We start from the raw sequence: 23,489 nt of genomic DNA, 5'->3' as shown, positions 1-23,489 counted from the left end.
TTTTTTAAATAAAAAAGTAAATTCACTAAATAAATTTACTTTTTTATTTAAAATTTAATTTCAACATCTTGCCTGTCTTCCTCAGTTATTTCAAAAAAGTATTTAATTTTTGCCTTCATTAAAGAAGCTGCTACATTTGCTGGTCAAGCTACAATTTTCTGATTAAAAATACTTACATTTGAATTATAAATTCTTCTTGAAGCTGCAATATTTTCTTCAATATCATTAATTGAATCCATCATTGTTTGAATAACTTCTGAAGATTTAAGATTTGGATAGTTTTCAACTTGTATCATAAAATCTCTAGACGCTTTATCCATTATTTTGTTATTTTTAATCATTTCTGGAACTCCACCACCCATTCTCATATTTGTTATTTGAGTTAATGTTTCTTTTTCAAAATTAATAATTCCTTCTACAGATTCCATTAATTTTAAAAGAGTATCCCTTCTTCTTTTCAATTGAACATCAATACCTGATTCTGCTTCGTTAACTTTTACTTCAATTCTTTTAATAGAGTTAAGATTAACAATATGTATTATAATTGGAATAATAAGGATAAAAAATAAATACCAAATAAGTTTACTAAAAAAATTTACTTTTACTCTTGTGTCTGCATTATCATTTATATTATTTTTTTTGTTAGGTGCTATCATATTACTTTAATTTCTCTCTATTATAAATTTATCATTTTTTTTAAATAAAAGTATCAAACATTATTTTATTAAATTGTTTACTAAATCGTTTACTAATGAATTTATTTCACCAATTTCTTTATCTCACCATTTTAATTTTTCTAATTTATTAATTGTTTCTTGATCAAATCTTTTTCTTATTAATTTTGTTGAATTACCCCCAACTATTGTATAAGGTTCAACATCATTAACAACTACACTTTTGGTTGCAATAATAGCACCATTACCTATCTTAACTCCTGGCATTATAGTTGAACCGTAACCAAATCAAACGTCGTTTCCAATAATTGTGTCACCTTTGGAAACAGACTGTGTTAATATTTTTTCATTTATAGAAAATTTATTGAATATTTCAAAAGAATAAGTAGAAAAACTATTAATTCTATGATTAGCACCATTCATAATAAATTTTACTTCATCTGCAATTGCACAAAACTTACCTATTATTAATTTATCATTATTAATTTGAGGAAAATGATATAAACCATTTTTATTTTGAAATTTAATTATTCCTTGTTCATTTTTAAAAGAATAAAAATATGTATATTCCAATTTCAATATTTTTATTTGTAATATAATTCTTTAAAAATTTTACCTTATTTAATTTTGGAATTTAATTACTCCTTTCAAAAAAAAATGACCAATAAGGTCATTTATAATTTTTATTTATTTCAAATCTACTGAAGCTCCTGCTTCCACTAATTGTTTTTTCATTTCTTCTGCTTCTTCAACTTTTACATTTTCTTTAATAGCAACTGGTAAAGTACCATCAACTAATTTTTTAGCATCCATTAATCCTAAACCTGTCATTTCTTTAACTAATTTAATTACTGAAACTTTATTTCCTCCAGGATTAGTTAACATAACACTCACTTCTGTTGGAGCTGCTGAAGCTCCTCCTCCATCAGCAGGTGCTGCAACTGCTGCTGCTGCTACAACTCCAAAATATTCTTCAATTGATTTAACTAAATCATTTAATTCAGTTAATTTCATTTCTTCTAAAGCTTTAATAATATCATCTTTTGTTATTGCCATGATTTTTTCTCCTTTTTTTCTTTTAAGAATTATTTGCTATTTGTACACTTAATTGTTTTTTATTCTGATCTTGTTTTTGCTATTTCTTTTACAGTCAACATAAATTGACGTAAAGGATATATAAGTGATGAAGCAAACATTGAGTATAAATCCTCTTTTGATGGAAGTAGAGCAATTTCTGTAATTGCTGCTGTATCCATAACATTTCCTTCATAAATACCAGCTTTTAATTTTAAGTCTGGATTTTTTTTAGCAAAGTCTGCAACTAATTTTGCAGGTAATAATGCTTCTTCTTCTGAAAATATATAAATATTTTGTTGAATTAAAAAAGCATCTAATCCTTGAATTTTTAATTCCTCAACTGCTCTTCTAACTAACGAATCTTTATAAATTTTAATAAAAATACCTTGTTCACGAGCTTTGTTTCTTAAACTTGTCATTTGTGCAACAGTTAATTTTTTATATTCTGCAATTACCATACCCTTAGAGTTTTTGATTTTTTCAGATATTTCCTTAACTATTTCACTTTTTTTAGCATGAGCGGGTCTTGCGTTTGTCACTATATACGACCTCCTTTTTTACTATTTTTTTTATCAAAATAAAACCTCAGATTTAATCCGAGGTCAATTAAAATACAATAAACATTACAACTGGTAATTGTAATTTATATATGTAATTTCATTCCTCGGTAACAAATTAAGGGAGCACTCCCAGTTACTTTCTTCGGTACGAATAGCATATATATAATAACATATTATTGTTATATAAAAATATTATTTAACAATTCGTTTTCTGATTCAATTAAATTATTTTAAATAAGATATGAAATAAATAAGCTTAATTATTTTTATATCAAATTCAATAACTCATAATTTCAAATGATCTATCAATAACTTTTTAATGATTTTTTATAATAGATTTTATATTCTAAATATTATTTATCAATTCACTTCATTGTAGTTTCATTATATCTTTCTCCCAATAGTTCAATTTTCTCTAATTCTTTTTTAATTTCATTTAATTCTTCTTGTGAAAAAATAATTTCACCTGCTGATAAATTTTCTTCCAATCTAGAAATTTTCTTTGTTCCTGGAATTGGCACAATAAATTTCTTTGGGGCCAATAATCATGCTAATGCAATGACAGCAGGAGTAGAGTTTTTTTCTTTGCAAGCTCAATAACATAATCGGCTAATTTTAAATTTGCTGCAAGATAATCCTTATTTTGAAATCTTGAAATTGTACTTCTAAAATCATCTGGAGCAAATTCTTGATTTAAACTAATTGAGCCTGTTAATAATCCTCTTCCCAATGGACTAAAAGGAACAAAACCTATATTTAATTCTTCTAAAAGTGGTAATATTTCTTTTTCAACTTCTCTAAAAACATTGAATATTCACTTTGAAGTGCAGTTACTGGACAAATACTATGAGCTTTTCTAATTGTTGCAGGTGAAGCTTCACTTAAACCTCAATATCTAATTTTTCCGCTTTTAATCAATTCTTTCATTAAATTAGCAACATCTTCAATTGGAGTTTGTGAATCAACTCTATGCTGATAATACAAATTGATATAATCAGTTTGTAATCTTTTTAGAGACCCCTCTATTCTTTCTTTAATATATTTTGGATCACTACAAATACCAATACTTTTTTTAGAAACTTCATCATATTCAAAACCAAATTTTGTGGCAATTATAACTTTATCCCTAAATGGTTTTAATGCTTTTCCAACTATTTCTTCATTATCAAAAGGACCATAAATTTCTGCAGTATCGAAAAATGTTACTCCTCTTTTATATGCTTCTTGTAAAAAATTAATTGCTTCTTCTTCTGTTGGAAATGATTGAGATAAACCCATACACCCTAAACCAATTTCTGAAACTTCCAAATCTTTTCCTAATATTCTTTTTTCATTAATTATTAAACCTCCTATTTAATTAAATTATTATAAATATTTTTTTATATCTCTAACTCTGTCAATAAGATATTTTGCTGATTTTTTGCAAGTTTCTTTTCACTTTTCATTGCAAATGAATTTTTATATGCTTTTAGCATTTCAACATCATTTTCTCCATCTCCACTAGTTAAAATATCTTCATTTCTTATTAAATTTTCTTTTTGAATATAATCTACACCAATTTTTTTGAAACTTCTTCATTCATTATTTTTAAAACTATATGTGCTGTTCTTAATATTTTTATTCCCGGTATATTTTGGAATAAACTTCTAATATATTCCATATTTTCTTCATAAGAATAAAATGCTATATTATTTAATGTTTTTTCTTCTACTATAAGATTTCTAAGTTCTTTATACTGATTCTTAACATCATACCAAAAATCAAACATAAAGGAATTTTCAATTTTATGTTTTTCTTCAATACCTGATAATGTTAATCTATCATTTGCTGTTGCAATTTTTATTCCACAAATTCCTTCTAATAAATCAATTTTTTCAAGCAAAATTTTTCTTACTTCCATATTAATTGTTTTTCAATTAATATATTTTGGTTTTTATCATATAAAATAGCTCCATTATTTGTAATTAAATAATCAAAATCTAAATTATTTCTTTTTAATATTTCTATAGCTTCTTTTTTTGATCTTCCTGTTGCTATAATAAATTTATTCTCCTTTTTTCAATCATGAATAAATTCTAAATCTTTTGATTCTAAAAATTCATTTTAATGAACACTTATTGTTCCGTCATAATCTGAAAATCATCATTTTATTTTTTTGTCTCCAATACTAATTTATCTTATTTTTAATTTCAAAGACATTATTAATTAAAAATGTAGCATGTTTTTCTACTCCTGGTTGATGACCATTCATTGCAAAAGAATTTTTTGTCATGCTTAACATTTCAATATCATTTTCTCCATCTCCACTAGTTAAAAGATCATTTAATGAAAAATTTTTTAATTTTTGAATTTCTCTAATGGCTTGTGCCTTTGAAACTTCTTCTTTCATAATTTCGATTACATTTTTATGTGTTCTTACAGCTTTGCAACCAATTAATTTATTTTTCAATAATTCTTTGACTTCTTCTACCTGATCTTCATTAATATAAAAATATAATAAATTTAAATCAGGTGAGTTCAAAATTTCGTTTTTACCAATTTCAAAATTATTTTCTTTTGGTGCATATTTTGATAAAAATTCATTGTTATCTATTTCTTTTGTACTTACTTTTGAATAATCTCTTCTTTGATCTTTTATACAATATCCTAAAATATATTTGTTTCTAATTGCTTCAAACAATTCTATAATTTCGGTTCTTAAGTTCATGGGGATTGATGCATTTAAAATTGCTCCTACCCCTTTTTCATATACAACTGCTCCGTTATTACAAACCATATAATTTCATTTTATATTTTGACGTTCTAAAACAGGTGCTATTTCATTTTCCATTCTTCCTGTTGCAATTGCAAAATAATTACCTTCTTTAATTCATTCATTTATGAAATTTAAATCCCTTGGATCAATATAATCATTATGTTGCAAATTGATTGTTCCGTCATAATCTGAAAATCATCATTTCATTTTTCTTTTCTCCATCTATATTTCTTAATTATAAACAACTTATTTTTAATAAAGTATTCTAGGAAATTATTTTTTTTATTATAGAAATCAATTTTATAATCCAATCAATTTTTTTGTTTTTCTAATTCTTTTATTTTTTGATTAACAATTTCTTTTTGTACAATTATCATATTTTGACGTTCTAAAACAGTTGTATCACCAATTTCTGCCAGTTTAATATATTTTTCAATTTCTTTCAATGACATTCCCGTATTTTTTAAACATCTAATTGTATTAAATCAATCAATATCTTTTTCTAAAATATATCTATAATTATTTAGATCCATTTTCATATATGGAATTAATCCTTTTTTATGATAAAACCTTATTACATGTTCTGGAATATTGAAATGCTTTGCAATTTCATTTAAATAAATTTTTCTCATAAAATTCACTCCATTTATTCTTAATTTAATTTTAATATAAATTATTTATTAAAATCAAAAACTATTCTTGTATGTAGTTTATTTTCTTCCATCAATTTAAAGTATTCAGGTGCTTTAATTAAAGGTTCAACAACTAAATCAGGATTAATTAATCCTTTTGAAAAATAATCTAGTGATTCTTCAAGATCTTTTCTTGTACCAACTAAGGTTCCAATAATTTGTTTTGCTGTTAAAACTAAATCAATTATATCAATTTCAAGTTTAGCCTTTGGTAATCCAATTGCAATTAATTTTCCAACAGATTTTAAATTTCTATAAGCCATTTCAAATTGATCACTTGTTGAACTTGTTACCAAAGCAACCGCTACTCCATTATTTGTTATTTTTTTTATTGCATAATCAACATTTTCTTCTTTCCAATTTATTATATAATCAGCTCCTTTTTCTTTGGCAATTTCTAAACTTTTTTTATTGCTTCCTATTGCAATTACTTTTGTCTTAAAAATATTTTTTGCATACTCAATTGCAATATTTCCCAAACCACCAATACAATAAATTGCTACAAAATCTCCTTGTTTCGGTTGTGCTATTTTCAAACCCTTATATACTGTTAAGCCTGCACATGTTATAACGCAAGCCTGAGCTAAATTAACTCCATCTGGAACCTTTACACAAAAACTGGCTTTCTCAATACATTCATCTTGCATAGTTCCATAACCTCTTGAACTTGTAAAAGTGGCATTTTCACAAAATACTTCCTCTTCATTTATACAAAAATAACATTTTCCACATGCATTATGTAGTCCAGCAGGAAATGCCACAATATCACCAATTTTTAAATTTGTTACCTCATTCCCTAACTTAATAATTTCTCCCACTGATTCATGCCCCACAGTTTTTCCTGTTTAATCTCCTAAGATTCCAGAAGCAGTTGTTAAATCACTATGACATAAACTACAATACAATGTTTTAACAATAACTTCATCATTATTTATTTTAGTTATATTTTCTTTTTCAATTAGTTCAACAATTTTTTCTTTATTTTTACTTACTATTATTGCTCTCATTTTTTACCTCCAAAATTATTTTAAAAGATTAACCTTAGGTTAATGCAAGTGTTTTTTGAAAAAAAAATCTCCTAATAGAGATTAATTTTCAATTAATACTTTAATTCCAGGTCCCATAGTAGTAGAAACTGAAATGTTTTTAATATATGTTCCTTTAACTGCAGCTGGTTTAGCTTTTTTAATAACATCAAGAATTGCAGAAAAATTTTTCATTAAATTTTCTTCTTTAAAAGAAACTTTACCTAAAATTGAATGAATATTACCTTCTTTATCAGTTCTATATTCAACTTTACCTTTTTTAATTTCATCTAATGCTTTGGTTACATCAACTGTAACTGTACCTGTTTTTGGATTTGGCATTAACCCTTTTGGTCCTAATACCTTACCAATTTTCCCCAATTCTGCCATCATTTCTGGAGTTGCTACAATTACATCATATTCAAATCAATTTTCTTTTGCAATTTTTTGAATTAAATCTTCTGCACCAACAAAATCTGCTCCTGCTTCTTGGGCCTCTTTAATTTTTGTTTTTGTTAAAACTAAAACTCTTTGAGTTTTTCCTGTACCACCAGGCATTACCAAAGCACCCCTAATTTGTTGATCTGCATGTCTTGGATCAACATTTAAGTTAAATGCAATTTCCACAGTTGCATCAAATTTTGTTATTGAAGTTTCTTTTGCTAATTTAATAGCTTCAGTAACTGGGTATAATTTTGCTTTATCAACTTTTTTATTTACTTCTTTTGTTTTTTTACTTAATTTTGCCATAATTATTTACCTTCTTTTTCTGGCATACCAGTAACTTTAATACCCATGTTTCTTGCTGAACCTTCAATAATTCTCATTGCTGCATCTATTGTATTTGCGTTTAAGTCTTCCATTTTATATTCTGCAATTTTCTTAATTTCATCTGCTGTAATTGTTGCAATAACCTCAGAACCTGATTTTGATGATCCTTTTTGAATACCTACTGCTTTTTTCAACATAAAAGCTGCTGGAGTAGTTTTCAAAACAAAATCAAATGATTTATCATCATATGCTGTAATAACTACTGGAACAATTTCACCAGCTCTTTCTTTTGTGGCTTCATTAAATTGTTGTGTGAATTGAGGCATATTAATTCCAAGTGAAGCTAATTCAGCTCCTGGTTTAGCTTGCATTGCCATAAATTCTAATTTTGCTATACGTGTGATTCTTTTTGCCACGAACAACACCTCCTGTTTTCGCTGTGGTCCTAACGTAATACATACATTTGTATGATATACTTCCACAATTAAAATCTGCCATTAATAATAATAACATAAACTAAATTAAATTAATAGTTTTAATTATTATTGGTTTCTTTGGAACATCATCAAAAAAATTTTTTGTTTCTGTTTCAACATTTTCAATTTCCAAAATTACTTTCATACTTTCTTGGTCATTAACTTTTCCAAAAGCTGCATATTGACCGTCCAAAAATTTTGCATCTCCTGTAACTATAAAAAATTGACTAGTAGCACTATCAAATATATTTGTTCTTGCCATAGATAAAACACCTGGTTCATGACTTAACTTTGAAGTATTTTTATTTCATCCATTTATTAAAAATTCTCCTTTGATTGGGGATAGATTTCCTTTTTCCACTAAATTTAAATCCATTCCGCCTCCTTGAATCATAAAATTTTTAATTACTCTATGAAAAATTAGGCCATCAAAAAAATTTATTTTTATTAAATTGACAAAATTTTCAACCGAAATCGGAGCAAGCTGTGGAAATAAATCTACATTTATTTCTCTATTACCTTCTAATACTATCTTTACTTTTATTTTTTTCATATTATTTTTCTCCTAAAACTTAAAAATAAAAGACTTTTAATCAAAGTCTTTTATTATCCTTTATATGCAATTTCTAAATTTGAAAATTCAAATTCTGTTGGTGTAATCCTTCCAAATAATTCAATATTTACAATCGCAATTCCTTTTTCCAAGTCCATTTCTATAACTTGTCCTTCAGTACCGACAAACGGCCCCTCTTTAACAAGAACAACATCTTTGGAATTAAAATTTGCTTCATACAAAATTTTTTCTTTTTTTGGTTGATTAGCATTTCCTTTTGAATTTTTCTTGTTTTTTGAAGATTGATTATTTTGTTCTAGCATTCTTGAAACTTCTTCACTTGTTAAAGGCAAAGGTTTTGCACCTTTACCAGAAGACCCGATAAAACCAGTTACACCTGGTGTATTACGAATAATAAATCAAGTTTCATCTGTCATATTCATATTTATAAAAAGATAACCAGGAAACTTATTTTTTTCAGTGACTTTATTATTACTTCCAACTATAGGCCCCTTTGAAATTCTAATATCAAATATTCTATCTTCCAACCCTGATGTTTCAATTTTTTGCAATAAATCTGCTCTTACTCTATCTTCATGACCACTATTACAATTTAAAACAAATCATTGTCCCCTATAAGAGGCTAGTTCTTCTTCTAAAATAAATTCTTGTTCCATAAAAACTCCTTACTAAATAATCTTAATTACTACAAATAAACTTTGTAATCCTCAATCAACTAAGAAAAAGAAAGCTCCAAATATAAAAATAAATATAATAACTCATAAAAATTTTGTACCTAAATTCTGCCTTGAAGACCATTTAATTTTATTTATCTCTTTTAAAAACTTAACTGGTGCTTCTTTAAAAGTTAGTTTATAGTCAACTTTATTTTTATGTTTCTTTATTTTTTTATCTTTAGCTGCTTTTACTTTTCCTTCTTGTGTTCCATCATGACCTTCAAATTTATTGAAAAGTTCTTTAATTTCTTTTTTTCTCTCAAGTTTAATAGCCACTTTGGAAGCCTTTTTTTCTATTTTAGTTTCCAATTTTAATTTTCTTTGTTTTGCTCTTTTATCCTTGTCAGAAAGATTGTTTAAGCTATCATCTTTTAAGATTTCATTTTTATCATTGCTTTTCATAATTATCTCGTCTCCTTGTGTAACACATGTTCATTACATGTTTTACAATATTTTTTAATTTCTAATCTTTCTCGTTGCGAAATTTTACTTTTCTGAATTGAATAATTCCTTGAAAGGCATTCCGTGCAAACCAAGATTATTTTTTTTTTAATTTGTGACATAGGAACACTCTCTTCTATTAGCCTACAAATTATTATATATTAGATAATCACTATAATAAACTATTAAAATAGTTTTTTAATTTTTTTTGACATTTTGTTATTTCATATCTTGAAATATTTAATAATTTCATTATTTGAATTTTATTAAGGTTTTGTGTTAATAATTTTATAATGGATTTTTCCCTCTTAGTAGGTTTAGTTTCAAAAAATAATTCAATAATTTTAAGTGAATTATTATATTCTAAGTTATCATTATATAACTCAATTGAATATTCGTCACTATCTCTTTCTAAAGCTGTTCTTTGTTGATTTATTAGATTTCCCCTGTAACTATTTACAAGTTGTAATGTAATTAATTTTTCTTACGTTTTAGATACCTTACATAATCTAATATTCTATGCTTAACTATAAAACAAGAATATGCAATTAATGGCACTTTTAATTGTGGATTAAATCTTTTTTTACTTCACATAAAGCTAAATAAACATTTGTTATTAAATCCTCTTTATCAATCCTTAAAAAGTCCATTTTTACAAATTCTTTATTAATTATACTTACGATTATTCTTGAAAGCATTTGAATTTCTACTTTTTCTGCTTGCTCTTTAAATAATTTTTTTGATATTACATAAATGATATTTTCAACTGAAAAGTTCATACTTTTTTCTCTATAATAATTAGATAGCAGATATTTTAAAAAGTATTATTCCTGTTGCTACAGATACATTTAATGAATCTATAACATTGCTTGTTTCAATTTTAAAATTAAAATCTGAAACACTGAGAATTTTTTTTGAAATTCCTGTTGCTTCATTTCCAATAACGATAGCAGTTTTTTTATCAAAATTTATTTCATTGATTGATTTGCTATCTTTCCCCAAAAAAGAACTATAAATTCAAAATCCTTGATTTTTTAGTGAATTTATAGCATCTTTTAAATTTGATACTTTAACAATTGGTATGTTGTAAATTGTTCCCACAGACGCCTTTACTACTGCTGGTGTTACTTTTACTTGATTATTTTCTTGAATAATAATACCATCAACATTAAAAAGACTTGCAGTTCTAATTATAGCCCCAAAATTTTGTGGATCTTGTAATTGATCTATAATTAAAATAACTTGTCTTTCCTTTGAATTATTGTATATATTTGAAAGTTCGCAATACTGGTACTCTTTAACCTCTGCAATATATCCTTGATGTTTAATTTTTTCCTTTATTATTTTCAAAAAATTTCCTTTTTCAACAGAAGATCACTTTATATTATTTTTTTTAATAATTGAATATATTTCTTGTTCAAAAGAATGTCCTTTTAAAATATAAATTTTAACAATTTGATTGCTAAAATTTTTTATAACATTTTCAACTATTTTTTTACCATAAATATAATTTCTCATCTATATGATTTTTCCTTTTTTTAATATTTCTCTTATTTTATCAGCTTTAGTAAAATTCTTTGCCAATTTTAATTCATTTCATTTTCTTATCATTTCTACATCATTTTTTGATAAATTAGGTATTTCAAAAGAAAAACCTAAAATTTTTAAAAGTGTCAATAATTTTATATAAGTCAAATCCACCATTTTATTTTTTAACTGTTTATTTATGTTTTTAGTCATTTCGTTTATTAAGGATATTATTAAAGGTGTATTTAAATCATCTTTAATAAAAGCTCTAAAACGAGTAATATATTTATGCGAATTAAAATTATCATCAATTGGAGTTTTATTAGTTAATATAACTTCTCCGATTTTTGTTAATCAATTAATTGTTCTTAATAAATTATCAACTTTTTCAACTCATTCAGATGATTGTAAAATTAATTCTTTAGTTATATTTAATGGCTGTTTATAATTTGAATTTAAAAATATATATCTCAAAACATTAATTCCATAATCATTGATAAAATCTCTGACTAAGATTGTATTATTAAGTGATTTTGACATTTTCGTATTTTCCAGAGAAACATGCCCATTATGTAATCAAACTGTGCTTAATTCTCTCAAATTTTTTGCTAAATATTGAATTCGTTCATTTTCATGATGTGGAAATTTTAAGTCAATTCCTCCTACATGAATATCTATAGGGGCTTTAAAGTAGTTATCAATTAAAAGTGCACATTCAGTATGTCATCCTGGTCTACCCAGGCTTCATTTTGAAAGTCACTTTTTCCCTTCTGATGTTTTCTTTCATAAAACAAAATCTTGTGGGTTTTTTTTATTTAAGTCCTCTTCTACTCTATTCCCAATCTCTAATTGATTGATATTCTGTTTAGAAAGATTTCCATATTTTTTTTCCCAACGTGCAATATTAAAATAAACATTCCCTTTTATTTCATATGCGTAATCTTTTTCAATCAACTCATTAATAAATTTTAAAATTTCATTTATTTTTGAAGAAATTGGGATAATATCCGTTGGTTTTGTTATATTTAAAGCTTCTAAATCTTCTAAAAAAGCTTTTGTATATTTTTGAGAAAGATTTTCTTCTGAAATATTCATTTCCATTGACTTTTTTATAATTTTGTCATCAATATCTGTAATATTTAACAGATATTTATATTTAATTTCTCTATGTTCTAAGTATTTGATAATTAAATCTGTCAAAATTAATGGTCTTGCATTACCAATATGAATATAGTCATAGACAGTCGGTCCACAAGTGTAAATGCAAACCTTAGGTACATCTATCATTTTAAGTTCTGTTGTCAATGAATCATATAATTTCATTGAATTTCCTCCCCGTTATAAAAATTTATCTATCTCTTTTAATTAAAGGTGCTACAACTCTATAAGTAAAATATAAAACAGCAGAGTTATAGATAATTTTAAAAGGTGCTTGTGCTAGTCTACCAATAAACATAGCTACATAACCTCCTTCAATTCCTAAAAAACCCGCGTCTCCTCATGCTGAAATAGATGCTGTTACTAAATATTCTGCAGCAGTTGCAAATAAAATTATTGGCAATAATACATGTAAGGTTTTACGATGCCCCTTTAGTAGTAAAACTAAATAAAAAAATCAAATAGCAAAAATACAAATTAATATTGAGCCTAAGAAAAATCATTTATATGCTTCACTTGATATTTTTCAATCACCAATAATATTTACAGAATCCTGGTATGAATCAATAATAAATGTCATAAATACTGCAAAAATTATTAAAAATACATTGATTAAACTCATTGTTACTCAATTGTATCCTTTTCCTAATCTTAAAAAACTAGAACCAATTCCTGCAATAAAACCATAACAAATAATTACAATTATAAATGCTGGGTGAATAAAAGATGGTACAAAAATCATTACAAGTACTTCTGTTATTAAAGCAACAAGCACACCAATAATTGGACCAAAAATAAATCCTGTAATTTTTACCATAACACCCTCAAATGCTATTCGTATTGGAGGAAAAACAGTAATCGGAATAGTAAGAGAAATAACAACAGTAACACTAACATTAATAGCAGTAAACATAGTAATATAAGCTATATTTTTAGTTGTAAATCTAATTCCATGATATCTCTCTTTTAAAATTAAATATGAACCAGCGTTATAAATAAAATATAAAAATATAAAAAACGCTATAAAAGCTGACATGGCATAAGCTAAATTATTACCTTCTAATAGCCATTTGCTTATTTTTTCCATAGTTTTTACTCCTTATAATTGTCAATTAATTGCTTTTTGATTTTTCTTAACTAGCAAGTCATTAATTTTTGAAAATGGTTTGCTATTTTCAAATCCATTTTTATAACTAAATGGTGAAGGATGAGAAGAAAATATGCAATTTTCAATCTTATTATCACCATTTATAAGATTATTATATAGGTTTTTTGCATAATTCCCCCATAAACAATAAATAATATTATTATTAAATTCATTTACAGCTTTAAGAATTTTAATGATAACGTTATTTCAACCTAAATTCTTATGTGAATTTGGCAATCCTTTTTCAACAGTTAATGAGGTATTTAATAAAAAAACTCCCTGCTTTACTCACATAGATAAATCATTATTTTCGAAATGGCTTATACCTAAATCATTTTTTAACTCTTTAAAAATATTTCTTAAGCTTGGTGGAGTTTTTACTCTATTTGAAACACTAAATGCTATTCCATTTGCTTGATTTTCTCCATGATATGGATCTTGACCTAATATAATAACTTTAATCTCTGATGGTTTTATTAGTTTAAAAACACTAAAAATTTCCTGAGGTTCAGGAAAAATATTATTAATATTTTTAATTTTAGAAAAAATTGAAAAAATATCATTTTTTATACCATTTTTTTTAAATATTTGAATCCATTCAATATCAATTTTTTCAAATATTTCAGTTTTATTTCAATAACTTTTCATATCTTTTTTTAGATATTTCTTCTTTTTTCTTTATTTTTTTCAATTCCTTTTTTTCTTTTTTTGATAGACTAAAATTCTCAAAATCATCTTTTTCAGCATCTTTTCTAGGTGTTGAATATAATTCATCTTCTTCTTCAACTGGTCCTAAATCAATTAAATCAGAATTTTTTTTAATTTTAAAAACTTCTTTTTTTAATGTATTTGAACTTTGTATTTCTGAAAAATCTTCTCTAATACCACTACCCACATTTGATGTTATTTTAGTTTCTGTAGTAAAAGGAATATCATCACTATTAAAAATAAAATTTTCTTCTGGTAAAGTAATATTATTTAGATCAAGTGAAAAATCTTTTTTATTTTTGAAATCCAATTTCTTATTTTTAATTTTATTATAAGCTGATGTTTCACCTAAACTATCATCATCAGTATTATTAACAATAATTTTAGACTGTTGAATTATTGCCCCGATTTTATCATCACCAAATAAAGTTGTATCAATTGCCAAAGATTCATCATCAAAAAGAAGTTTAGATTTTTTGCTTTCGTTGATGTCTGTTTCACCATCTCAAAAACCAATTGAATCCTTTTCTTCTTCAATTTTATTATTATAAAAATTAAATATTTCATTTTTCTTATTTTTACTTTTAAAATTTTTTTCCTTAGCAAAATTAGAATTGTTTTCTAAAAAATCATTTTTTATATCTTTTAAGTTATCTTCAAAATTACTATTAATATTTATTGGCTCTTCCATTTTATTGTTAATTATTTTTTTTATATTATTTGAAGCGGTTTTTTCTAAATTTGGGTTAATTGCTTGTTGATATTTATCTATTTTTTGGTTTTCATTTTTTTCTTCAATTGTTTTGTTTATATCATCTGATACATTATATTCGGATTGATTTTGTAATTTTCTCCTATTTTCAGTTGCTATATCTATATTTTTTGAATTATAAGTATCATGCTTAAAATTATTCTCTTTATTGTTTAAATTTTCATAATTCCTATTTAAAATTGAATCATTATAGTGTGGATTACTTTCATAATATCTTTGAGTATGATTATAGTTTTCATCATTCCTAAATTTTTGATTACTATTTAAAACTTCTTGATTTTTATATTTTAAGTTTTGATTTAAATTGTCATTTCAATTTCGTATATTTGAATCAATAAACCCTCCATTTTCTAAATTTCTATCCATAAATGGAAAATGTTTATTATGTTGTAATGTTTGTCCTGGCGCAAAAGGCGCCACCATAGGAAATTGAAAATATGGATTAATAAATTGTTGTTGTCTTTGAAGTGGATTATTTAAAGTACTGAAAAGAGATTGAATAAAATTATGAGCATCAACTTCAGCAACAAAAGATGCAATTATTTTATTTGTATTACCATCTACAATTTCATAGTAATTATTTTCAAGCTTAATGTAATAATTCATAGAAATACTCTCCCTCAACTTGTTATATATTATCTCATATTTTTGCCAATTCTAAAATACCTAATTGACACTAAGTTAAATTATTTTTTTCTACTATTATATTTACTTTTTTTGTATCTAATGTTTCAAACATATTTTCAATTCCTGCTTTAAACATAGTTGTCTTATTAAATTGATAAACTACAGGTTCATATCAATAAATCATTTCATCTTTTTTTGATTTGTCTTCATTTGTTGTTTGTCCAATTTTTGCTCCCATTAATGAAAAACCAACTATTAAATTATTTAATCCCGAAATTTTAATATTAAATTTATCACCTTTTGAATTTTGAGAGTCAAATTCAAAATTAATTTCTGGTATATTTTCTACATCCGCTTTTGCATAAATAAGAGTTTCATTGCTTTGTAAATTTTTTGAACTATTTTCAAAAAATTCTCAACCTTCTTGTAAATTAAAAAACTCAGTTTTATTAGTTTGATTACCCTCACTATCTTTTTCATATGGAATTATTTTAGTTTCTTTATCATTATTAACTAATGATTCATCAAATTTTGATAACATTAGAATTCCATTTTTTAATTTTGTCTTAACAGTTCTCAATTGAGAATGAATAGTTTTAAAAACATCCTTATCAATAGAAATCAATTCTTGAGCAACTGGATCAGTTAAATTTTTTAATACTTCATATAGTTCATTTGCTTGAGATTCTTCTAATGTATAAACACCTTTATCTTTAAAACTTTCCAAATTTGAACTTTTAAATAAATCTTCATAAGCTTGGGATCAAGTTAAGTTTAAAAAATAATCTAATCTTTTATTTTCATCTTTATCTGATTTTTCTATATTTTCTAATTTTCCATCTGAATTAAAATTTGCATCTGCTTTCATTACTTTTGAATAATCACCCGTATATGTACTTGCTAATTCTGATTCTCATTTTCCATTTTCATCCAAAGCATCTTCGCTTAAATTAATATTCATATTATAATTTACAGATAAAAATTTTGTATCATTTGTTGAAAAATATGCTTCTTTAAAAGAACCATTTGTATTATCAGTAAATTTTGGAAGATTATTTTCTTCGGTAAAAGATTCATTAATTAATTTTTCAAGAGATAAGTTCAAGCCATTAATTCCTAATGATTTTTTTTTAGCATTTAATTTTTCTGAACTTTGATATTTTGTTTCACTAAATGTCAAGGCTTCTAAAATTTGCATAGTAAAAATAGAAAGCATTTTACTTTTTTCATTTGAAAATAAATCAATTGAACTAATTTCCTTAATATCATCTCCACTTTTTATTTTAAATTTTTCTTTTCCATCAACTAAGGTAGAAACACTTGAAGTTGGAACGCTACATGAAGCAACAGCAACAATTCCTGGACTAATAATTGTTGAAATTGCAAAAATAGATAATAATTTCTTCATTTTAAGACCTCAAATTCTAATTATAATTCTACATTATTTTACAAACTTATTAAGAGTTTTTTGATTGCTCAATAAATTTACCATAACTTCTCAAAAAGTTAACTTTTACTACTCCTGTTGCACCATTTCTATGTTTTGATATTATTATATCTGTTTCATCAGTAGGATTATCTGATTCCATATTATATTCTTTTGATTTATAATAAGCATCTCTATATAAAAACATAATTATATCAGCATCTTGTTCAATAGCTCCACTGTCTCTTAAATCCGACATTAAAGGCGTTTTTTCTTCTCTTTTTTCAACACTACGTGAAAGCTGTGATAAACAAATTATTGGCATATTTAATTCACGTGCAATTTTTTTTAATTGTCTAGAAATTGCTGCCACTTCATTTTGTCTACTATCTAATTTATTTGATATTGAAGAAATTAATTGTAAATAATCAATAAAACAAATTTCTACATTAAAATCTCTTTTCATTTTTCTTAATTTTGATTGCAATTGCAAAACATTAATACCAGGTGAATCATCTATAATTATGTTCATATTTTTAATTTGTTCTCCCCCAGCAGTTATTCTTGATCATTTTTCTTGAGTAAGTCCTTGTGCATTTCTTAATGAAGATGAATCAATTCCTGAAATTGAACTCAAAATACGTTGAACTAGTTGTTCTCTTGGCATTTCTAATGAAAAAAACGCAACGCCTTTTTGTCTTTCAGCCGCATTTACTGCTAAATTTAGAGCAAATGCTGTTTTACCCATTGAAGGTCGGGCAGCAAGTATTATAAAATCTCCTTTTTGTCATCCATTTGTAATTTGATCTAAATCAGAAATCCCAGAAGGAATACCATTTATTAAACCACCATTTTTTTCCAAAAATTGAATTTTTTTAATAACTTCTATGACAGTTTGTTTAATTTCAGTTGCATCATCTTTTTTAATATCCGTTTTTATATTCAATATTTTTTGTTGAGCTACTAAAAAAACCTCATCAATTGGTGAATGACTTTCTCTCAATTGTTTTATATGAATTATTGCTCTATCCAATTGTCTACCAATGGAATTTTTAAAGACAATTTGAACATAATCTTCAAATCCTTCATCAGTATAAAAATAACCAGAAATATCGGATAAATATGCTATGCCTCCAATCTTTTCTAGTATTTTTTTTTCTTCTAAATAGTCAGCTATTTTTGTAATAGAAATGCTTTGGCTATTTTGAGAAACTGCATTAATTGCTTCAAATAGTAATGCATGTTTTTCTAAACAAAAATCCTCAGCATTCAATTGAGTTAATATATCAAAACTTGCTTTTGGCGAATGCATCGCTATTGCTAAAACAGCTTTTTCAGAATCAATTAAAACACTTTCCATATTATTGAATTCTATATTACTCACCATTTTTACTCAATTCCTTCTATTAAAACTTTCAGTATTGCAATTAAATTAAAATTTAACTTTATTTTTAAATAAAATAAACCTATTTTATTTAATGCTTCATGTTTCTCAAACTTTCTTTTATCAATATCTAAATCAAATTCTTTTTTTAGTCTATCTTCAATTTGAATTAAAGAAATGGAACCAAAAGTTTTATTATCTTTTACTTTAATCTTAAAATTTAATTGAATTAAATCAATTTTTTCTTTAACTTTTTTTACTTCTTCAAATTGTTTTCTTTTTTCTTCTTCTTCCTTATTTTTTCTAACATTTAAATGGCTTAAATCGTCTTTTGTTGCAATAATAGCTAATTTTTTTGGAATTAAATAGTTTTGTGCATACCCATCTGCAACATCAACAATTTCATCTTTTTTTCCATAATTTTTTACGTCATTTAATAATATTACTTTCATACTAATCACCTTATTAATTATAACAAACAAATAAAAAAACACCTCTTTGGTGTTTAAAAATTATTGTACTACAAAAGGAAGCAATCCCATACTTCTTGATCTTTTAATAGCAATCGCCAACATTCTTTGATGTTTTGGTGATGTACCAGTAATTCTTTTTGGTAAAATTTGTCCATTTGAAGAAATAAATTTCTTCAATAATTCGACATCTTTATAATCAATATAATCAATATTATTTTTTGCAAAAAAATTAACTTTTTTTCTTCTAACAAATTTTTTCATTTTCTTCTCCTATTTTAATCTTCTCATAGTATTGAATCATCATCTCCAACAATTGACTTTGGTTCATCCATTAAGTCAAAATCAAAATTATTTGTAGGTTGTTGGTTTAATGAAGTTGTGTTTTGACCGCTAAAGTTATCCGATTTTGGTACTCCTGATGAACTTGAACTTCCTAAAAATTGAATTCTATTTGCTCTAACTGTAATAATTTGAGTAAATTGTCCATTATTATTTTCTCTTCTTACGTTAATTGAACCCTCTACTGAAATTTGAGCACCCTTTTTAACAAATTTTGCTAAATTTTCAGCAGTTTTTTCTCATGCAAAGCAAGGTATAAATTGAGTAAATTGATTACCTTCTGAAAATTCATTCACAGCCAATGTAAATGCTACAAATGATTTTCCATTTGAAGAATTTCTTAACTCAGGATCTTGTGTAATCCTTCCAATTAAAATAACTGAATTCATAGTGGCCTCCTTAAAATTACTCTTCTACTTTTGAAGTAGTAATTTTTTTTAAACTTTTTTCTTCTGAATTTGTTGCTGGTGTTTTAGTTTCACTATCACCTGTATTATTTTCTCTTTTAGGTGACATTCTTTTTTCAAATCCTCTTGATGGTCTTTTTTCTTCTTTAAATTTAGACATATCTGTTTTAGATAATTTTGTTGATTGAATGTATTTTTTTTCATTTTCTGTATTAATAACCAAATTTCTAACAATATTTTTATCAATTCTTGAAACACGTTCAAACTCATTAATATTCGCTGAATCTGTTTCAACTATCAATACAAAATAATATCCACTTTTCTTTTTTTTAATTTCGTATGCAAATTCCTTTAATCCTCACTCTTCAGATTCCAAAATTTTTCCATTATTAGCAGTAAGTATATCGTTTAATTTTTTTTGAACTCCTTTTAAATCAGTTGCATCTTTATCAATAATATACATTACTTCGTATTTTCTTATCATCATTTAATTCTCCTTATGGTCTATTGGCCTAAAAAAGGCAAGGAGTTAATAAAAAATTAACTCACCTATTAATTATATAGCAAAACATAAAAATAAAAAAACTAATTCTACATCTTTTTTGCAAAAAATAAATTAGTTTCTATATCTTCTTTAAAAGTTATTTTAATGTTCTTTTTATCACCTTCAATTAAAATTAATTTTCCATTATTTTCTTCAATTGCTTGACTATCATCAAATCAATCTCTATTAAAATTTTTGTAACAATCAATTATAAGTTTTGTATAAAAACCTTGTGGTGTTTGTGAAATAAAATATTGTTCTCTATCAACTGTTTTTATTTTATTATTTGAAATTTTTTTTAAACAATTTGTAATCTTTAAAATGGGAATTACAGCAATATTTGGTTTTAAATTTTGAATTAGTTTTTTTATTAACTTTTTTGAAGTAAATGGTCTAGCTCCATCATGAATTATTACAAAATCATTTCTTACTTTTTCTAATCCTTTTTGAACTGATTCAGATCTTGTTAAACCACCATAAACCTTTTCCACTTCTTTTAAATTTACAACATTAAATATTTGATCATTTGAAACTAAAATAATTTGATCTATCTCATTAAAATCTAAAAAGTTTTTTATTGTTTTTAAAATTAAAAACTCGTCTTTTAATTTAACAAGCATCTTATTTTCTCCAAATCTTACACTTGATCCATTTGCAACTATAATTAAACTAATCATTTTATTTTCCTTTATAATCCATATTAGAAAATTTTAATTCCATTTACTCTACAATAAGAAATAAAATCATTGCTTCATATTGATGAGTGAACTTCTCCTATATGTTGTTTTTCTAATAAAGTCATTATAAACCTATTTGTTAAAATTCCTATTGATAAAGTTAATGGCAATTCATTTGATTTAATTAAATGATTATACTCATTCATATTTTTTGAATTTTCTTTTAAAATTTTATTTTGTTCTTTTAAAATTTTTCTGTCCACTTGATAGCCTGCATAAACTAATGATATTGCTTTTTCACATTCACCATTATAAATATATAATTTTGAATAAGTTTTTAAATTAAAAACATCCTCCGAAAACTGAGTCATATTTTTTTGACCTAAAACCTTTTCTGCATAATCCTGTATTACAAAACTTCCATTATCTTTTGCAAATTTATTTAATCTTTCATTAAAAGTTAGTAAAGGATATAATTCTTTTAATTTTTTATATGTAATAAAAGTTAATTTTTTAGAGAAATGAAAGTTACTTAACGAAGAAAATTTACTTGAAATATGATTATCAATTTTACAAAAAAGTTTATATATACTAATTAAATAATCATTTAAGATTTCAATATTAATATCATTAGCAAGTATTTCTAAACCAACTTCTTCAAAAACTATTGAATTTACATTATCAACCTTTACATCTCTATTAACAGTTGTAAAATTTGTTATTATACCTTTTTTAGGATTAATATTTTCCAATAACATCAAAAAATACCTTCTTCATTTATTATTTGCTTGAATTATTTCTCCATAAGCACTTTGACTTATAATATCAAAGTCTATTGGTCTTTTTGTTTGTTGAAAATCATCATTTAATCAAGTTTGTTTATTTGTAACTAATCCACTTTTTACAGAAATTAAGCTAAATTGTTTTTTTAAGTTAGAATTAAGCAATTCATTTATAATCTCAATTCCTTCAATAGTTTCTCCAATATTCAATTTTGAAACATATCCTAAAGTAATTCCAAATTTCATTATTTGCCTCTTGGTTTCATTTGTGGAAACAGCAAAACATCTTTAATTGATTCTGAATTAGTTAGTAACATAACTAATCTATCTATTCCTATTCCTATTCCTCCAGTTGGAGGCATTCCGTATTCTAATGCTTCAATAAAATCAATATCCATATCTGTAGCTTCATCATTACCAGCTTCTGCTTCTTTAATTTGATCTACAAATCTATCAAATTGTTCTATAGGGTTATTTAATTCAGCAAAAGCATTCGCATATTCACGTTTAATTATAAACAATTCAAATCTATCAGTGAATCTTGAATCCTCTGAATTTAATTTTGAAAGAGGAGAAATTTCTCTTGGATGTCCTCAAATAAAAGTTGGTTCAATAATTTTTTGTTCTACAAATTCTTCAAAAAATAAATTTATTATATGGCCTACAGAGAAATGATGTTTTTCAACGTTTATGTTATGTTTCTTTGCAATTTTTAAAGCTTCTTGATATGTCATTTTTTTTCAAAAATCAACATTACAAACTTCTTTTATTGCATCCACCATGTGTCATCTTTTAAAAGGTTTTGATAAATCTAATTCAAAACCACCATAATTAATTTTTGTTGTATTTCTAACTTCCAAAGAACATTTCCTAAATAGTTCTTCACATAAATCCATTAAGAAAATCATATTTTTATAGGCAACATAAATTTCAATTGAAGTAAATTCTGGATTATGTCTAGTACTTATTCCTTCATTTCTAAAAAGTCTTCCAATTTCATATACTCCTTCAAAACCACCAACAATACATCTTTTTAGATGTAATTCTGTTGCAATTCTTAAATAAAAATCATTATCTAGAGCATTATAATGTGTTATAAATGGTTTTGCTGCTGCTCCTCCTCTAAGAGATTGTAATATAGGAGTCTCAACTTCCATATAACCTTTGTTATCCAAATATGTTTGAATTGTTCTTATAATTTTATTTCTTCCTATAAAAATTTTTTTTGTCTCTGGATTCATAATAAGATCTACATATCTTCTTCTATATTTTTCTTCTACATCTACAATTCCTGCGTGTTTATCTGGAAGTGGTTTTAATGCTTTTGTTAATAAAATATATTTTTTTATTCTTACTGTTAATTCGCCATGATCTGTTTTCATCATAGTTCCTGTAATTCCTATTATATCTCCTAAATCTAAATCTCTAAAGTATTCAAATTCTTCTTCTCCAATTTCATCTTGTCTAATATAAATTTGAATTATTGAATTTTGATCTTGAATATTTGCAAAAATAGCTTTTTTTCCAGCTTCTCTAAATAATCTAATTCTTCCTGCTATTAAAATATTTTCATTATCTTTTAAATTTAATTCTTCTTTTGAAAAATTATTAAATTTTTCAAAAAGTTCAGAAATTGTATAATTTTTTTCAAAACTATTTTCAATAAATGGGTTTCTATTTTTTTCAATTAATTTTTCTAATTTTTTTCTTCTGACTAATTCCTGCTCTGAGAAATTTCTTTCAAAAATATCTTTCAT

31 protein-coding genes, 2 pseudogenes and 1 other annotated feature are annotated in these 23,489 nt (G+C 24.8%); all 33 genes and pseudogenes read right to left on the bottom strand.

Annotated features, from left to right (window positions below; translation table 4 throughout):
• Positions 1-47 precede the first annotated feature (47 nt).
• Positions 48-656, bottom strand: a complete 609-nt coding sequence (locus tag STAIW_RS00225) for a LemA family protein (RefSeq protein ID WP_020833882.1) — start codon at positions 654-656, stop codon at positions 48-50.
• A gap of 60 nt (positions 657-716) precedes the next feature.
• A pseudogene (locus STAIW_RS00220) lies at positions 717-1,308 on the bottom strand (CatB-related O-acetyltransferase).
• Positions 1,309-1,361: 53 nt separating this feature from the next.
• The gene (gene rplL / locus STAIW_RS00215; RefSeq protein ID WP_020833880.1) at positions 1,362-1,730 is read right to left on the bottom strand and encodes a 50S ribosomal protein L7/L12; all 369 of its coding nucleotides are present in this window, start codon (positions 1,728-1,730) and stop codon (positions 1,362-1,364) included.
• A 59-nt stretch (positions 1,731-1,789) separates the two neighbouring features.
• On the bottom strand, positions 1,790-2,290 hold the full coding sequence (rplJ, locus tag STAIW_RS00210; protein WP_020833879.1) for a 50S ribosomal protein L10: 501 nt from the start codon (positions 2,288-2,290) through the stop codon (positions 1,790-1,792).
• Positions 2,291-2,319: 29 nt separating this feature from the next.
• Positions 2,320-2,475 (bottom strand) — a sequence feature (ribosomal protein L10 leader region).
• Between the two features lie 189 nt (positions 2,476-2,664).
• Positions 2,665-3,589 (bottom strand): annotated as a pseudogene (locus tag STAIW_RS06770) (aldo/keto reductase).
• A 101-nt stretch (positions 3,590-3,690) separates the two neighbouring features.
• Positions 3,691-3,819, bottom strand: coding sequence for an HAD hydrolase family protein (locus tag STAIW_RS06405; RefSeq protein ID WP_236608527.1), 129 nt, complete (start codon positions 3,817-3,819; stop codon positions 3,691-3,693).
• Between the two features lie 41 nt (positions 3,820-3,860).
• Positions 3,861-4,211, bottom strand: coding sequence for a hypothetical protein (locus tag STAIW_RS00200; protein WP_020833878.1), 351 nt, complete (start codon positions 4,209-4,211; stop codon positions 3,861-3,863).
• Positions 4,202-4,381 carry an HAD family hydrolase gene (locus tag STAIW_RS06780; protein WP_408640665.1) on the bottom strand — a complete coding sequence of 60 codons (180 nt, stop codon included), beginning with the start codon at positions 4,379-4,381 and terminating at the stop codon, positions 4,202-4,204. The genes STAIW_RS00200 and STAIW_RS06780 overlap by 10 nt, the downstream gene beginning before the upstream one ends.
• A 97-nt stretch (positions 4,382-4,478) precedes the next feature.
• Entirely contained in the window at positions 4,479-5,273 is a 795-nt protein-coding gene (locus STAIW_RS00195; protein WP_041618745.1) for a Cof-type HAD-IIB family hydrolase, read from the bottom strand.
• Positions 5,198-5,698: a MerR family transcriptional regulator gene (locus STAIW_RS00190; RefSeq protein WP_020833876.1), complete on the bottom strand. Its 501-nt coding sequence runs from the start codon at positions 5,696-5,698 to the stop codon at positions 5,198-5,200. The genes STAIW_RS00195 and STAIW_RS00190 overlap by 76 nt, the downstream gene beginning before the upstream one ends.
• 41 nt (positions 5,699-5,739) lie before the next feature.
• Positions 5,740-6,591, bottom strand: a complete 852-nt coding sequence (locus STAIW_RS00185) for a zinc-binding dehydrogenase (protein WP_020833875.1) — start codon at positions 6,589-6,591, stop codon at positions 5,740-5,742.
• Positions 6,592-6,603: 12 nt separating this feature from the next.
• Positions 6,604-6,765 carry a hypothetical protein gene (locus STAIW_RS06105; RefSeq protein WP_020833874.1) on the bottom strand — a complete coding sequence of 54 codons (162 nt, stop codon included), beginning with the start codon at positions 6,763-6,765 and terminating at the stop codon, positions 6,604-6,606.
• Positions 6,766-6,846: 81 nt separating this feature from the next.
• Complete coding sequence (gene rplA, locus STAIW_RS00180) at positions 6,847-7,533, bottom strand: 50S ribosomal protein L1 (protein ID WP_020833873.1); 687 nt, start codon at positions 7,531-7,533, stop codon at positions 6,847-6,849.
• Positions 7,534-7,535: 2 nt separating this feature from the next.
• Complete coding sequence (gene rplK, locus STAIW_RS00175) at positions 7,536-7,970, bottom strand: 50S ribosomal protein L11 (RefSeq protein ID WP_020833872.1); 435 nt, start codon at positions 7,968-7,970, stop codon at positions 7,536-7,538.
• A gap of 100 nt (positions 7,971-8,070) precedes the next feature.
• A complete protein-coding gene (locus tag STAIW_RS00170; protein WP_020833871.1) occupies positions 8,071-8,583 on the bottom strand; it encodes a peptidylprolyl isomerase in 513 nt (170 codons plus the stop codon).
• Between the two features lie 53 nt (positions 8,584-8,636).
• On the bottom strand, positions 8,637-9,260 hold the full coding sequence (nusG, locus tag STAIW_RS00165; RefSeq protein ID WP_020833870.1) for a transcription termination/antitermination protein NusG: 624 nt from the start codon (positions 9,258-9,260) through the stop codon (positions 8,637-8,639).
• 12 nt (positions 9,261-9,272) lie between these two features.
• Positions 9,273-9,722, bottom strand: a complete 450-nt coding sequence (gene secE / locus STAIW_RS05515; protein WP_020833869.1) for a preprotein translocase subunit SecE — start codon at positions 9,720-9,722, stop codon at positions 9,273-9,275.
• A 2-nt stretch (positions 9,723-9,724) separates the two neighbouring features.
• Complete coding sequence (gene rpmG, locus STAIW_RS05855; RefSeq protein WP_084676551.1) at positions 9,725-9,883, bottom strand: 50S ribosomal protein L33; 159 nt, start codon at positions 9,881-9,883, stop codon at positions 9,725-9,727.
• Positions 9,884-10,321: 438 nt separating this feature from the next.
• Positions 10,322-10,540 carry a hypothetical protein gene (locus STAIW_RS00155; RefSeq protein ID WP_020833868.1) on the bottom strand — a complete coding sequence of 73 codons (219 nt, stop codon included), beginning with the start codon at positions 10,538-10,540 and terminating at the stop codon, positions 10,322-10,324.
• 19 nt (positions 10,541-10,559) lie between these two features.
• A complete protein-coding gene (gene rlmB, locus STAIW_RS00150; protein ID WP_020833867.1) occupies positions 10,560-11,279 on the bottom strand; it encodes a 23S rRNA (guanosine(2251)-2'-O)-methyltransferase RlmB in 720 nt (239 codons plus the stop codon).
• Positions 11,280-12,611 (bottom strand): cysteine--tRNA ligase, encoded by a 1,332-nt coding sequence (gene cysS / locus STAIW_RS00145; protein WP_020833866.1) that lies wholly within the window; start codon positions 12,609-12,611, stop codon positions 11,280-11,282. It abuts the gene before it with no gap.
• Positions 12,612-12,636: 25 nt separating this feature from the next.
• The gene (locus STAIW_RS00140; protein ID WP_020833865.1) at positions 12,637-13,533 is read right to left on the bottom strand and encodes an ECF transporter S component; all 897 of its coding nucleotides are present in this window, start codon (positions 13,531-13,533) and stop codon (positions 12,637-12,639) included.
• A gap of 12 nt (positions 13,534-13,545) precedes the next feature.
• Entirely contained in the window at positions 13,546-14,241 is a 696-nt protein-coding gene (locus STAIW_RS00135) for a uracil-DNA glycosylase (protein WP_020833864.1), read from the bottom strand.
• Positions 14,222-15,679, bottom strand: a complete 1,458-nt coding sequence (locus STAIW_RS00130; protein ID WP_020833863.1) for a hypothetical protein — start codon at positions 15,677-15,679, stop codon at positions 14,222-14,224. Before STAIW_RS00130 ends, STAIW_RS00135 begins: the two co-directional genes overlap by 20 nt.
• Positions 15,680-15,749: 70 nt before the next feature.
• Entirely contained in the window at positions 15,750-17,108 is a 1,359-nt protein-coding gene (locus STAIW_RS00125; protein WP_020833862.1) for a hypothetical protein, read from the bottom strand.
• Between the two features lie 49 nt (positions 17,109-17,157).
• Positions 17,158-18,486 carry a replicative DNA helicase gene (gene dnaB / locus STAIW_RS00120; protein ID WP_041618910.1) on the bottom strand — a complete coding sequence of 443 codons (1,329 nt, stop codon included), beginning with the start codon at positions 18,484-18,486 and terminating at the stop codon, positions 17,158-17,160.
• Positions 18,487-18,515: 29 nt separating this feature from the next.
• Positions 18,516-18,962, bottom strand: a complete 447-nt coding sequence (gene rplI / locus STAIW_RS00115; protein WP_020833860.1) for a 50S ribosomal protein L9 — start codon at positions 18,960-18,962, stop codon at positions 18,516-18,518.
• 60 nt (positions 18,963-19,022) lie between these two features.
• Complete coding sequence (gene rpsR, locus STAIW_RS00110; RefSeq protein ID WP_020833859.1) at positions 19,023-19,244, bottom strand: 30S ribosomal protein S18; 222 nt, start codon at positions 19,242-19,244, stop codon at positions 19,023-19,025.
• 14 nt (positions 19,245-19,258) lie between these two features.
• Positions 19,259-19,711 carry a single-stranded DNA-binding protein gene (locus STAIW_RS00105; RefSeq protein WP_020833858.1) on the bottom strand — a complete coding sequence of 151 codons (453 nt, stop codon included), beginning with the start codon at positions 19,709-19,711 and terminating at the stop codon, positions 19,259-19,261.
• A gap of 16 nt (positions 19,712-19,727) precedes the next feature.
• A complete protein-coding gene (gene rpsF, locus STAIW_RS00100; protein ID WP_236608523.1) occupies positions 19,728-20,216 on the bottom strand; it encodes a 30S ribosomal protein S6 in 489 nt (162 codons plus the stop codon).
• 104 nt (positions 20,217-20,320) lie between these two features.
• The gene (locus STAIW_RS00095) at positions 20,321-20,950 is read right to left on the bottom strand and encodes an IspD/TarI family cytidylyltransferase (RefSeq protein ID WP_020833856.1); all 630 of its coding nucleotides are present in this window, start codon (positions 20,948-20,950) and stop codon (positions 20,321-20,323) included.
• Between the two features lie 23 nt (positions 20,951-20,973).
• Complete coding sequence (locus STAIW_RS00090) at positions 20,974-21,978, bottom strand: class-II aminoacyl-tRNA synthetase family protein (RefSeq protein ID WP_020833855.1); 1,005 nt, start codon at positions 21,976-21,978, stop codon at positions 20,974-20,976.
• Positions 21,978-23,489 (bottom strand): lysine--tRNA ligase, encoded by a 1,512-nt coding sequence (lysS, locus tag STAIW_RS00085; protein ID WP_020833854.1) that lies wholly within the window; start codon positions 23,487-23,489, stop codon positions 21,978-21,980. The genes STAIW_RS00090 and lysS overlap by 1 nt, the downstream gene beginning before the upstream one ends.

Origin of the sequence: Spiroplasma taiwanense CT-1 (assembly GCF_000439435.1) — a bacterium.
Taxonomy (GTDB): domain Bacteria; phylum Bacillota_I; class Bacilli_A; order Mycoplasmatales; family Mycoplasmataceae; genus Spiroplasma_A; species Spiroplasma_A taiwanense.
The sequence above is the reverse complement of the archived record's forward strand: the minus strand, read 5'-3'. Positions and strand labels throughout refer to the sequence as shown.